The organism is Floridaenema fluviatile BLCC-F154, assembly GCF_041929135.1.
Lineage (GTDB): Bacteria > Cyanobacteriota > Cyanobacteriia > Cyanobacteriales > Aerosakkonemataceae > Floridanema > Floridanema fluviatile.
On sequence record NZ_JBHFNS010000044.1, the window covers coordinates 1 to 13,296 of the forward strand.

The window sequence follows — 13,296 nt, forward strand, 5'->3', positions numbered from 1 at the left end:
ATTTATTTCGGATGAATTGAGAGGTGCGAATCGCTTCATCAATTGCTTGACACTGCTTTATTTTCCCTTTCAACTTGAACTCGTAGACTATCATGGTTAATCGACCAATCACCAATTTTATAGTAGCACAAATTCACAAAATGTCGATTCGCACAGCGAGATCTGAGTTAATTGGTCACAATTCATCTCCCGTTAAGCTACGCTGTAACGGGAGTCTTCTTGTTCCATTAAGATAAATTGCCAAACCATGTAACTATGTAACTGATAAATAGTGTAAAAGAGCGAATCAACCCCAAATGTATACAAGGCTTGGGTTTCGGCAGTTACATTTTTTGGTGATTTATCACAAATGAAGCTGTAACCTGATGTAACTGACCAAAACGGCAAATTTATTTGTGTGGTGTAAATTTTTGGCTGGAAATAAATGTGCGTTACATCAAGTTACGTCAGGTGACGCATTGGTGTCTAACTCGTACATTTCAGACACAGCAACAGTTGTAGACTCACTCAGAGTTGTCGTTACATCAGTCACATCAGCACTCGAACCCAGTTGATTTGGTTGATGCCACAAACTGATAAACTCGGACACAATCTGAATCGGTAGCAAACAGCAACGGCGGGATACCATATCTGGTTCTTTCGGCAACATCGGATTACCATCACTATCGGTACGTGGTGTAATCAACAATCTTTGATAAGTTAAACTTTCATCCTTGGAACGATGGAATTTTTGTACAGATTTGATTCGACCACCAGCTTTATCAATCAGTGCTTCAATGACTTTCCGGCTGTAGATGGGTGCAAACATTCGATCGAGCACGGGCCAGACGACACTCAGATGAATCGCTAAAGCTTTGCCAATTTCTGATGTCTCCACCACCCGCACGCTCCACATCCCAATCAATGATTCGGCGTGCAAAGCGTTTAGTTTATCCAAAAAGTCAGTCAATGAATTGGCTACAGAATCAGCATCGTTAGCGGTTTTGCACAGTTGGTCAACTACATACGACTTAATTTCATCACTCTTGAAATTGGCTAATTTAGCAACTGCTTGAGCGTACCAAGTAATCAAACCAAGGGAGTCTGCAATTCTGGCATGGGCATAAGGTAAATGCGATCGCAATTGGGAAGCTAAAGCCCGAATTTGTTGAACCGGATAGCCCAATTTAATCAAATCCGGCAATGCTCCAGAAGCTAACCGTTGCGCTTGCTGCATTTCATCCCAAGCAGTTTTGTCTCCATCATTAACGCGATAGAACGGAACTTGAATCAACCGCGATAAGGTAGCTGGTTGGTCATCGCCCACCGCATGATTAGAACAAACAATCAGTGGCGAATGTGGTTCTTGGTAGTTGCCTCGTACCTTGCGGGGAACTGCATTAAACAACCCTTTGAGCAATTCATCTAATTCCCGACTCCGCTGTGGATCATCTAAACACAAGGGCAAGGAACCTGCTAATTTCAGAGTTTCGTAAGTAGCACTCACACTAGCTCGATGTAACACTCCTCGGTTGTTGAGCCAACCAACCAAAGATAAGGCATTATTCGCTGCTACTGATTTGTTGGAACCCGGATCGCCCACCAAGTTAATCAGTGGAAAACACTTTTCCCGTAACATAATCGTGCGGTAATGTACCCCAGCTGCCACATAACCAAGTACCATCAATGCTGGATAAATTCCACTGCTACCATGAAATTTTTGCATGGCACTTAACAATCGTGGTAATGCTTCGGAATCGGGTGTAGCGATTTCCGGTAAAGGCATTTTCTCTACACCACCAATGTTGTTGTTGAATATCCAACCGCTTTCTTCTTCAGTTGTTGATTCACCATCGGCAGTGTATTGACAATCAGCAAATACCCAAGTCCCATCTGATTGTTGTCCAATGCCCTCCGACAGGCGATAAAGCTTCCCACCCCGATCGCGATATTCCTGAATCCGACTATGAATAAATGCGCCCAGGTGTTCCTTCTTCAGATTGCAGACAATTCCACAACCTAACGCTACCTTCATTGCATCCACAAACCTAGTTACTTCCGAATAATCGATCGAATGCAAAATCATCCTTCGTTGTAGATTTGGCGGGTCAACCGATCGCTGCACTTGAAGCACCAGTCCGCCGCCATCTTCACTAGATAGTTCTCTTTCTACCTGAAAGTCAAAGTTACATTTCGGGTGGAAATTAAACTGATCGTCCTCTTCCACTAACCAACCGATTTCACCATTCAGCGATACTGGTACATTCCATTGATTCGTTACTTTGTATTCCTTGATGGTAGAAATAGCATTTAGTGAACGGCGCTGATTTCTGGAATTGTGAGGATTTTGCCAACCATCAAGTTTAGCGAAACTGAACAGAGTACCGATTCCGACACCCGATCGCTGAAAACTAGCCCATTTACGCTGACATTCACCCGGTTGATATTTGCTACTTTGCCGACTCCAAGCATCCCAATCGTCAAGTAAACTTTGGTCAACGCTATGCAGTGCCATCCCGACTTTGAGCCATTCGTCATAGTCATCGGCTCTCGATGGATGCAGTGCTTTCAGGTAGGACAGCGCCCAATCCACATCAGTCCATTGATTAGTAATTTGGTTTGTACCTTTGGGATAAATGCCGTAAGCTTCTAATGATTCCACTTCCACTGGAACGGCACGATTAATGGATTGATACGGATTACCGGATGGCCCTAAAGTTGGCGCAAGTACCGTAAACCGTCCCGCACCTAAAGCTTCTCCCACATGAACACCATCTCTGTGTAGGGCAAAATTGGTAAATGGTTTGCCGTTGGGCCAATTCTTGACTTTGACCGCAATGCGCCACCCACCGGAATGCGATCGCTCAACTAACGTACCCTGTAATTCCGGTACTTGCAGAATCTTGGTTACTGCGGCATCGCATTCTTCTTGAGAAGAGAAACATTTAACATCAAAATCTAACCAAGTCGTATTATTCCAACCACCCAGCGTCCCGATTCCATTTGCGGGATTGGCGAACCATTGCTGAAGTTCTTTGGTGTTGGGCGATCGCTTTTGATATTGCCGATGATTCAATAAATGTGGTTTCCCTGACTCATCGAGGTAACTGGGATTCTTGCCTGTGAATAACGGTAATGGTTGTAATTTTTCGTTGAGTGGACAATGTTCCCAAATCTGGCGCTGCGGGTCTGCCTTGACTAACTTGTGATGCCGCTTCGGGTCTTGGATTGGCGCTACTGGTAATGGTGGATACCCCTGCTCTAATAACCAATTTATCACCGCTTGCCGTTCTGTGCTGTATTTTTCCTCAGTGTTGATGCGATTTTCCCTGATTCGACTTTTCATCTTTTGTGGCGCAATGTATACCAGACTACAACTTTCTTAATGTAACAGGTAAGTAACATTAGTTAAAAAAAGAATAAAAAATCTATCAAATAATTACATTTAGTCTGTATTATGTACGTTACAAGGCTTTTACCGTAAGGTTAAGTCTGTAATCTGTAAATAGTTGACTTCAAAGAGTTGATTTTCCTTATGCCTGACTCGCGGTACACAGAACAAGGTCTGCTCAAGCTTGCCCAAATCATTAAGCTTGCCAGAGGCTCAAGCAGTTATCGTGAGTTTGAAGCGTTGAGTGGAGTCAGCCATGCAACTATTCGTCGTTTAGAATTGTGTGATGTGAAAAATCCTGACGTTGCTACTCTGGCTAATCTTGCTGTCCACACTCCTTACTCTTTGGAGGAATTAATTGCTGTGGCCCAGGAACGTGACAAAGTTGAGATTAGACAATACCGCACTGCTGAAGAAGCGATCGATATAGTTGACCAACTTAATCATCAGGAAGCTGCCAGGTTAGCGCAAATGATTGTCGGTCGTCTGGCAAAAATGGATGTCAAAATCGAAGAAAATCCTCCTGATGATGGTCTTTTGCTGCAAATTAGATTGATGAGTCCCGATCAAATGGCTGAGGTTTTACGGGCAGTGGCTAATCGTTTGAGTCCTGCTGTTAATCACCAGGAACCGCTAGATGATATCAGTACGGAAAATGCTGATGATATTTGAATCACTGTGAATCTGGGGAGAAAGCGATCGCACTTGTTACTAAAGTCCACAAGCATCGACACGCTCAAGCAAAGACCAAAGGTTCAAATAACGAAGTATTGACTCGCCAAATTCTGTTGACTCTCCAACCAACGCGATCGCCTAATTGCTGATAATCTTTGCCCACAGACTGATAGATTTCCTTTTGTACCGAAAAGCCGAATTTTCCATTACTAGCTGTCAACCACAGTTGGTTAATCATTTGCAAATCTAGACTTGGAATTTGACCAATTTCTGATTCATATAACACCCGAATTTGTGATGGACGTAAGCTTTGGCGTGCAGTAAGTCGCTTCCTCTACATTTTTCGTTCAAACATGACATTCGAGCCTTCGTTAATCATACCCACACCGAACATAACCATCCTCCCACTGTTCAAATCAACTTGCCCCTGCCATACCCTGCTATTTATCCAGTAGATTAGGATATTGATTCCATCAGTTTCCCACCGCCCGGAAATGTTACGATTTTGCGTAAAGCCAGACGAAAAATAACTGAAAGATTCGCTAACTTTATTCCATGATGCCCCTCTTTCAGTCTTATCAAAACCAACTGAGCCGTCTGGATAAAGAATCAAATAGAGTGTATGGCTCATGTAATAGAATGGGTCTGGACAGTACTCCTCCCCAACCCAAACGCCTGCGATCGCTTTGATTATAGGGTTAGAATTTCTATCCTCGGAATCTTCTAACCCCTGACTATCAGTTCGATCGCTATTTGTCCCATTTTGGTTGGGGTGCGATCGCCTTGTATACGTTATTTGTTGCCCATTTATTAGAAGTATGAGAGTATCACCTTGTTGTTGATACGGAATTAGAAAAACATTGGTGAGCAACATAATGGTAAGGACATTGTTTTGGGCAGTGTATCGATAGATTTGTCTTGCATAAATAAGTGTTCCGTCCTGATTGATTTGCAAAGAATCTACAGCACTCTGCCAGTAACCAACAAGTCCATCATTGCTTTGTAAATTTCTGTAAATATGCTGTTTCACGGTTTAATTCCTTATAAATTAATTTTTTAGCGTAAATTTTTGGTTCATGATTCGACAAATTCAACCGTCAATTTTGTTTCTTGCCACCGCTATTAACTACTTTTGTTGCCGCAACAAAAGCCGTTATAAGTATCCCAGCATTTTTTACAAATTCAGGGTTTACTTGTTCTATATCAATCACAACTTTTCCCCACGGCGTTTTCTCAAAATGAATAGACTTCGGTGTTGAAACTACAAGAACCATTGAAGCTGCCAGTCCAATGGCTAATAAGTCTTTTGCACTACCGCCTCCCATTTCCATATCTTCCCTATCTTCTCGGTTGTTATAGGCTTCCAGTGCCTTTTCTATCAACGGTGAAAAACGTTCATTTTTTGCTAAAGCTGTTAAAGTATGACGAGAAATAACCACTGCATCTTTCCCCTTAAATTGAGATTCTTCATAGGAAAGACGATCGAGTTCCGCAAATTCTGGTATTGATTTGACTTCGGGGGGAATTCCCTCAGTTAATTCGTCAAAATCATCAACAAGCCCATCTAAAATACCTTGGCTAAAATACTGAAGAAAGGCAACAGAATCAAAATCAGACGCATTAATTTTTTCAACTAGATTAGATGACATAACTTGTTCTCCTTTTATTAAATTAAACTTTGATTTAACGCCAATCACCTGATAGGCTGAATGGAGCCCAGTAATAAGCTGTATGTTCAGGATGCGTTCTCTCTAAATCGTGTGATTCTCTAATCAACTCCAGCACAGTTTCTCGCCAAGCTACAGCCCGTGAAGCTTTCTCAACTAACCATTTCTGGTAGAATTTAATACTGAATTTAGCTGCCCAAGTAGCCTCAACATTCCAGTGACTAGCCAGCAAACTACTTGCACCATTCAGTAAAAAAGCCCATTCTAACCCCAAAGCATCTCCGCCAATTCCCTCTTTCGCTCTACCGCTAACACAAGCTTGTAGAGTAACATGGCTACCCCAAAAATTTAGTTTTTGCTCAATGACCTGTTTGGGTGATAAGTCAGCATTTTCAGTAATTTCTTCACTGTTCAAAGGTAGTTTTCCTTTTTGGGCTAATAGTAATCCTGAACTTAGATATGGATTTTTTGGGGTTTGCCCTTGCTCAATGAGTGATGGGAAAACTCCATGAGTAGCAAAGTGAACAATTTTGTTAGAGAAGTCTAGCTGAGTAACAGTGGCTAAATCAGCATTTATTTCGGAAAGAATTTTTCCCGTCAATTCTTCTTTGAGCCATTGTCCCGGCAATTCAAACCCGGCTTTCATTTTTTCAAAATAGGGTTCTTTGACATCACTTTCAGCCCACACTTGAACGGCGGTAAATTGTTCGAGTTTTAAGGGTTTCCTTTTCAATATATTGACCAATGTCATTGCACTCTGAACCCTAGACATAGAAACATAATTCACTAGATATTGCTCCCCAAAAGGAAGGTAATGTAACGGAATTAAATGTAATTCCCCATCTGGGCAATAACAAATATGGTCATTTATTTGAATAATTCCCGATTCAGCTAAGGGTTGTAGCCACTTCACTAAAGGAGCCAAATTTTCTGATAGGTTAATGACTCTTACCTTCGCTCTGGCAGAAATTATATTTCCCCAATTTTTGGGATGAAGAGGATCGTGAGCGCCATTTATTTCATCGGTTTTCTTATTGTTTTTATAGTCTAGCCATTCTTTAATTTGTTTCTTGCCAATGGGAATTTCTTGGGTATGCAGAGAGCCATCTTTGGCGACTAAAACGGCGTAAGTTGCTTCATCATCAACAAAATAGCTCAAGTAGTGGGCCTTTGCCTCTTGCATTAAAGCGGGAAGTTGTTGTACTGCTTCTGAAAAGAAATTATCAGAAGTCTGTTGGCTCAGTTTTTCGGTGAGAATATCTGCCAGTACCCTACCTTTTGCCCCCTCGATCGCATCTAGCAGTTCCATCGGACGATGAAGTTTATACAGTTGAACACAGAGGGCAGAAAATAGATATGGATATGCCGTCAATATACCTGCCGGATATTTTTCTATTAAATGTGCCTTTTTATAGGGATCGGCAATGTCTTTCCGTATAGTTTCAATGTTGGTTCTTAGTGCCTGAAGTGTCTGAAGTGCCTCCAGAGAACGATCTAGGCGATTGTAGCAAAGATAGCAGCCCCACAGTGCATCATTTTCATGGTCTACAAGCTTGTTTTCTTTTGTCCATTCTCGAATTTGCTGATAAATTGTGAGCGAACGCTCAATCTGCTTGATGGCATCTAGAAGAGTTGAATTAGCATATTCTAGCTGTCGCATTACCTCCCATTCATTAAGTTGACCTGCTTCAAAAGGAGCAGGATCAGGAATTGGAGAAGGCTGTAACAGCTTTGTAAAGGTATCCTTTACCTGCTGGATTATTACTTTTACAGTTGCGCCTAACCGACCTGAGATTATATCGTGGAGTACATTTGTAGCTTGCCGTGAGGCAATCTCAAAATCCGTATATTTAAGTTGTTTTTGGTCTTTTACCTGGTCTTTTATCTGCTTTAGCAACGCCTCAAGTTGATTTAAGTCCTGTTCTGCTTCTGGTTCGACCTCAAGCGACCGGATAGAGTTCAGGATATAATCTAGTGCATCCTCAACCTTCTGATGCTCAGTCTTTTGCTCTACCGGAAGGATGATAATGGGGTCTATCTTCTCTATTAACTTCCGTTCAAGTCGCTTAAAAGTCATTCGATCGACCGAAGAAAGTGACTCGACCTCAATCTGATTCAGCAAATTCTTCGCTTCTTCAATACGTTCTAAATCGAGATTTGCTTCAATTTTGTGAAGTTTCAAAGAAGGTAGAGTCGTTGTGTCACCCATAGATTCGAGCCAAGGAATCGTTTCCTTTGCCAAAGAAAGGGCTTCTTCATTGCGGCTCATTTGCTGGAGTGCGATGGCATTTGATAATGCGCCCTGTCCTCCAGAGAATAAATATTGATTCAACAGGCTTAGGTCAATGTTTTCGAGGGCGTTTTTGGCTAGTCGATAACAGGCTTCACCCAAAATCGCTCCCAATTCGTAACGACCAGTATGAGCATAGTCTTGAGCAAACACACTGAGAGCCGTAATTCCCCATGCGGGACTTCCTTGTAAGCTTATTAAGAGTTCAGTTAGTTCAGCTTTATTGGGACCCATTAACGGTGGGCATTGATAGTCAAGGAAGAATTGTTGTCCAGGTCTATCTTCACTTTGGAAAAGCTTTACTACTTTAGCGACATCGTATTTATCTTCTATGTACATGGTCGTATTCTCAAAGGTAAAGTATTTGAGTGATTCACAGTTAACAAAATTTTGGCAGAAGCGCATTACCCACTTTGGGTACTTTTGTAATAAGTAAAAATTGGCAAAATAACAGGTCATTTATTGTGCTGTTTTATAGGAGATATATATCAGCAACACAACTTTTGGGAGAGGGAAGGAAAAAAATTTTCCTCCCCTTTCCACCAAAGTACGGTGGTTTTACAGCTTACATTCCGCCGCCTCAACTGGCACAATTGGTTTTCTTGGAATGTAAGCGATGCTAACTCTACTAGTACATCTGCTCGTCATAACCTTGTATTGCCATCACCGTCAACGATGAGTTCTGTTTCCCGCACATAGGTATGAGGCACGAACTCGACTCCATCAGGTACTTGAACAGACTTCTTACACTTTTTGAAGGGGTCTTTCCGAGTTGGACAAGGATATGAAACCTCAACCGTCTTATATTTGGTCTTAGGGGTTGGAGGATATAATGGCAAGTAAAATGATATTGATGCTTCATAAGCATTTCTTGCTGCATCTTTAGCAGTTTCTCCAGCGAGCCAATTGTGAACAAAGAAAGTCGTCATTGGTTCAGGCATCATATCCCGCTCCCTTGAGCCAATGGAAACTTTAGCCCCAATCTCTAGCCAATCGTCATTCACAGATGCCCCATAGCAGTTGCACATATACACCATCCGCAGATTCAGCTTCGTGACTCCACGACCTTGTGCATCTGTAAGCAACTCCTTAATGCTTCTGCTGCCTATATCACCTTCGAGATGAGGAGGGGTTTTAAGAAGAAGCTTCTCTGGTACTCCGTGTCCCAAAATAATCAAGTCGATAGTGCGGTTTTTCTTGGTTTCATCTACGAGGCAATCTAGTAGCTTTGCTCGCGTACAGGCGTTGTCGGTAAGAAGATGAACAACGTCATATCGTCCACTGCCTTGCAAGGTCATTTTTACATCTTCAAATGTTTCGGCAAGACCATCAATCATCGCATTAATAGGCGATCTCAAATCAGTTGGCAGGCTATCATCAAAGACTGTCTTACCGCTATTTTCTTGTAATACGATGATTGCTTTATTTGTAGTCATTTTCAATCTCCTTATTTATCGTTGAGTTTTAGATGCTATATCTGCTAGAAAAAAGCCCTCAGCATCAATGACAAACTTTACTTGTGGCAGATACTACCCAAACGAATCTGTGGTCATGAATAGCGTTAATAGACGCAAATACTCACAACAAAACTGGAGTTGCAAGCTAATGATATAGCAGCAATGTTTCAGCGAACTTGCAAATAGAATTTAAAAACTTTGACTCTATCAGTAGATGTATCTAAGTAAATTCTCAATACCAATTGAAGGCAATACGGCAAATTTAATATTTTGTAGTAATCAACCTAGAGTACCTTCAATCTTTGATAAAAGAGGCGATCGCTACTATGTTAACAACGGCTCCTAGACAAAAGCCTCTCAACTGCACTCCTCATAATAACTTAAAGGTCTAATTAGCTCTTGACCTTTATTTCAGTAAAAACACTTATTTTCTTTAAGCTATTGCATATTCTATGGTCTGTCAAGAACCACTCAAAAAATTTAGGATTTTCCCGTATGTGTGAATTAAGGTAAGTAAGTAGACGTAAATAAATCGACCTGTCTAACATCTACGATCGAGGCTGATTTAATAGATAATTGGCTGGACTTACAAGATATCCTCAACTGCTTGGGCTATTCGTTAGTTGCTGATGGCATCTTTGGTGCGAACACTGAAGCCGCTGTTAAGAAATTCCAAAAAGACTACGGTTTAATGGTTGATAGTATTGTTGGTGCGAAAACTTAGAGTGTTTTAGAATACCAATTCTACCAATAATAATTCTCTGAAGTTTTGATTTTTGCGATCGCAATTTCTATAACTGATTTCTGTAGGTCGTTGTGCGATCGCTCCCCATTTCCGAAAACCTAATTGTGAAACCTTAATCATCACAACAACAGCACCCAAACTGGACTTACTGAGTAATTTCCTCTGTTAATTAATACTACTTGGAGAGACACTGTAAAACTTAAATTCAGTTGCCTTACTCCCTTTTTTTCAGCTTAGGAAATATCAGTTTTCTAGTTGTTGAGTGCTGTTGTTAGTTAACCGAATCGATTTTAGATGAAACAGCTTTTTTCCTCCTTAGTTAATAGTGGACTTTAGCTGTAATCTTTATCTGATGAAGCTTGGTTGCTTCACTTATTAACTTACCATTTCCTTTAACATCTGCTGCAAGATGATAAATAACTTTACTTTTGACAGCAGGGAAATTCATCATTTTAAATTTGCTTTGCCATCAATTGTGCTTGGGTTTGGGTTCATCGGTTAATTGCTAGTAACTCTGCCGAGAGAGGTTAATCTTGAAGGTCAGGAGTCACCAGATTAAGGAAAAAGCAATACGCAAGAGAGCACGTTACGCGATACTGCTTTTCTGGAATGCCCGACAGGGCTATACGCAACGCTACGCGATCGCACTTTTCGGCAAACCTCTAGTAGCGGCAAAGGAAAGCCAAATAACTAACTGTTAACGCTTGCCACTACTGGATTTTTCCCTCCTCTTTAGCCTTAGCCAAACCCTGCTGAAGCAAGATTGCTGCCATTTGAGATAAAGAACGCTGCTCTACATCAGCCAGCTTCTTTAAGCCTTCCTTCATTTCTTCGGAAACAAAAACCGTGACGGTTGTTTTCCCCATCTGCTCTATCTGAATCTATTGCAAAGTCCTTTTTTATCTTAGTTTCCCTTGACTTATCTGTATATGTCACTAATCCTAACAACATCTAGCAAAAGTTAATGAAATCTGTTAGTATAACCACAAAGCAAAATTCTCCTTACTGCATGAAATACCCACCAGCTGATTCATAGTGGTGCGTTGGCGTAGTCTGCGCGTAGCAAGTATCGCCCGCTTCTATGAACACAAAGCTATGCCGCAAAAATCCAGCGAGGAATCAACTATGTCTTAGAAAAAATTCTTTAAGCAAAAAAATTGGAAGTGGCTCCTGAAATCAAAGAGCGCACTTCAAAGAAACTAAAAAAAACCAACTACAGATTAACTCAAAATCAAGTCGATCGGAGCATCATCATGTCATCTACCACAAAATTCGTTGCAATCAACCAACTCAACGGCTTCTCTTTCGCAGATTCCATCACAACTGATACTGTCGAGTTAGCTAAAGAAGTCATACAACTGGGAAACTCTCACGCTGCAACTTTTGTTCACCTCAAAGAGCAAGCTTTAGAACTGGGAGACAAACTCAAGCAATTAGAAGCAGCGTTAGGCGAAACTGAATTTAAAAAACTGCTCAAACACTGTTTTCCGAAAGAACTGGTACGTTATTTCCGTAATTTAACTGCCCAGGCAAAACTAATAGCGAAATTCCCTAACTTACAACAACACATTTTGAATTTGCCTCTGTGTCACGTTGCTTTGTTGTTAGCTGGTAGTGAAAGTCAAGTAGAAGCGATCGCCACCACTCAAACCAAATGGACAATTTCGCTGATTAAAGAAAGATTAGCATCAACTACAGACCAAACCATAGAACCCAGATTAACAGCAGGTAGTCCGGTAGTTTTCCTCAACAAAATTGGACTGTTACTAAATGAAGAGAACGAACTGCTATCTATTCGTGGTTTTGGAGATGGGGAAATCTATCTGCAACCAGCCTCCGAACTCCGAGCTTTAGATAAAGATACCTTTGATGAATTTCTGAATCTGTTAGCCACAATCTCTGGGTTAAATGAGCAGTTAAATGATAATGAACGTACTCGTAATGATATTGAAGGTAAATTAGGGAAACTGAAAAAATGTCAACGTTCTTTGATGAATCAGTTAATGTTAACTGATGAGACGATCGGTTGTTTAGATTCAGCGATCGACAAAAGTTTATCCTTACGTAGGTTAACTGATGAAGACATCGATCGCGCTTTTCGGATTTATCACATTACCGATACTGACGCAGTATTAGCCAAAACCAATTTATTAGCACGTCTGCGAGTCAAGGATGAATTAAATCCTCAGCCAACTATAGCTGAATTAATCATTGCTATTGCGACTTACTTACACAAACCCACAACAAAACATGGTGGTGGTGGGATTCCGATTACTACTCGTGAGTATAATGAACTGATTGAACTGGTTCGGCAGCAAAACCAAACTATTGCTGAATTGAAAAATGAAATCGCAGAAGTTAAAGAAAACTCAGCATCGTTAGACAGCAATGTGTTGGCAGATGAATTAAATACCTTACACTTAAAATTAAATCAATACCAACAACTAATTAACTCACAAGAACAGCAAATCAAATCGCTTCAAGAACAAATCGAATCTGCTATTGACGAAACTGTTAATAGTGAGCTTAGTCAAACTGTGACTACAGAGAATATTAATACAATTGAACCGGGAACAGTAGTTAAGATTGTTAAACATCCGATTCATGCGGGAAAACTTGGATTATTTACAGGGTCAACAACCGTGAATGATTGGCGATTTGATGAACCAGTAGCAGTTGGTAAAGTTGTGTTAAAGTCGGGAACTAAATGGCAGTTTCCTTTAGAGATTAATAATTATTTTGACTGTGTGGAACCGAGTAACTTGACAGCAGAACAATATCAACAATTGGTTGAACTGGAATTGATTGCTGAGGAATGTAAGAAAGTTAAAGAAGAACTTAGTTTTAGTCAAGATGCGATCGAAGAAGCTGTATATCAACTAGGCAAGAGTTTAACTTTAGCGAATGTTCCCGGTTGGGATAATTGCGGGAATTTTACTGATGAAGATGGCACAAGTTTAAGTGGAACAAAGGCTTTACGAACTGGAGCGATCGCAATTTACGAATTGTTGTCGGAAGTGCTTTGTGAGTTTTAGGAGGTGGATTTATTTTAATTTGTTGGATTAAGCAAACAATAGCAAAAACCTCAGTTT

12 protein-coding genes and 1 pseudogene are annotated in these 13,296 nt (G+C 40.8%); 3 read left to right on the forward strand and 10 right to left on the reverse strand.

Annotated features, from left to right (window positions below):
- The 3 genes and pseudogenes from ACE1B6_RS10875 to ACE1B6_RS10885 form a co-directional block, all read right to left on the reverse strand.
- Nucleotides 1–94, reverse strand: a pseudogene (locus ACE1B6_RS10875) (transposase); the annotation flags it as partial.
- Nucleotides 95–192: 98 nt separating this feature from the next.
- Nucleotides 193–387, reverse strand: coding sequence for a hypothetical protein (locus tag ACE1B6_RS10880; protein WP_413257246.1), 195 nt, complete (start codon nucleotides 385–387; stop codon nucleotides 193–195).
- 49 nt (nucleotides 388–436) lie between these two features.
- Nucleotides 437–3,325 (reverse strand): PriCT-2 domain-containing protein, encoded by a 2,889-nt coding sequence (locus ACE1B6_RS10885; protein WP_413257247.1) that lies wholly within the window; start codon nucleotides 3,323–3,325, stop codon nucleotides 437–439.
- Between the two features lie 189 nt (nucleotides 3,326–3,514).
- On the opposite strand from ACE1B6_RS10885, the gene ACE1B6_RS10890 reads away from it, so the two are divergent.
- Nucleotides 3,515–4,042 carry a hypothetical protein gene (locus ACE1B6_RS10890; RefSeq protein ID WP_413257248.1) on the forward strand — a complete coding sequence of 176 codons (528 nt, stop codon included), beginning with the start codon at nucleotides 3,515–3,517 and terminating at the stop codon, nucleotides 4,040–4,042.
- Between the two features lie 64 nt (nucleotides 4,043–4,106).
- Here ACE1B6_RS10890 and ACE1B6_RS10895 read toward each other — a convergent pair whose 3' ends face one another.
- The 5 genes from ACE1B6_RS10895 to ACE1B6_RS10915 all read right to left on the reverse strand — a co-directional run bounded on the left by ACE1B6_RS10895 (nucleotide 4,107) and on the right by ACE1B6_RS10915 (nucleotide 9,438).
- Nucleotides 4,107–4,331 carry a GUN4 domain-containing protein gene (locus ACE1B6_RS10895; protein WP_413257249.1) on the reverse strand — a complete coding sequence of 75 codons (225 nt, stop codon included), beginning with the start codon at nucleotides 4,329–4,331 and terminating at the stop codon, nucleotides 4,107–4,109.
- 48 nt (nucleotides 4,332–4,379) lie between these two features.
- Nucleotides 4,380–5,075 (reverse strand): hypothetical protein, encoded by a 696-nt coding sequence (locus ACE1B6_RS10900; protein ID WP_413257250.1) that lies wholly within the window; start codon nucleotides 5,073–5,075, stop codon nucleotides 4,380–4,382.
- Nucleotides 5,076–5,142: 67 nt separating this feature from the next.
- A complete protein-coding gene (locus ACE1B6_RS10905) occupies nucleotides 5,143–5,694 on the reverse strand; it encodes a hypothetical protein (RefSeq protein ID WP_413257251.1) in 552 nt (183 codons plus the stop codon).
- A 34-nt stretch (nucleotides 5,695–5,728) separates the two neighbouring features.
- A complete protein-coding gene (locus ACE1B6_RS10910) occupies nucleotides 5,729–8,341 on the reverse strand; it encodes a CHAT domain-containing protein (RefSeq protein WP_413257252.1) in 2,613 nt (870 codons plus the stop codon).
- A 305-nt stretch (nucleotides 8,342–8,646) separates the two neighbouring features.
- Complete coding sequence (locus ACE1B6_RS10915) at nucleotides 8,647–9,438, reverse strand: hypothetical protein (RefSeq protein ID WP_413257253.1); 792 nt, start codon at nucleotides 9,436–9,438, stop codon at nucleotides 8,647–8,649.
- A gap of 601 nt (nucleotides 9,439–10,039) precedes the next feature.
- Between ACE1B6_RS10915 and ACE1B6_RS10920 the strand changes: the two genes are divergently transcribed.
- Entirely contained in the window at nucleotides 10,040–10,183 is a 144-nt protein-coding gene (locus tag ACE1B6_RS10920; protein ID WP_413257257.1) for a peptidoglycan-binding domain-containing protein, read from the forward strand.
- Nucleotides 10,184–10,189: 6 nt separating this feature from the next.
- On the opposite strand, the gene ACE1B6_RS10925 is transcribed toward ACE1B6_RS10920, so the two are convergent.
- Nucleotides 10,190–10,324, reverse strand: a complete 135-nt coding sequence (locus ACE1B6_RS10925) for a hypothetical protein (protein ID WP_413257254.1) — start codon at nucleotides 10,322–10,324, stop codon at nucleotides 10,190–10,192.
- 590 nt (nucleotides 10,325–10,914) lie between these two features.
- A complete protein-coding gene (locus ACE1B6_RS10930; protein WP_413257255.1) occupies nucleotides 10,915–11,070 on the reverse strand; it encodes a ribbon-helix-helix domain-containing protein in 156 nt (51 codons plus the stop codon).
- A gap of 387 nt (nucleotides 11,071–11,457) precedes the next feature.
- On the opposite strand from ACE1B6_RS10930, the gene ACE1B6_RS10935 reads away from it, so the two are divergent.
- Nucleotides 11,458–13,239 (forward strand): hypothetical protein, encoded by a 1,782-nt coding sequence (locus ACE1B6_RS10935; protein ID WP_413257256.1) that lies wholly within the window; start codon nucleotides 11,458–11,460, stop codon nucleotides 13,237–13,239.
- Nucleotides 13,240–13,296: the final 57 nt, after the last annotated feature.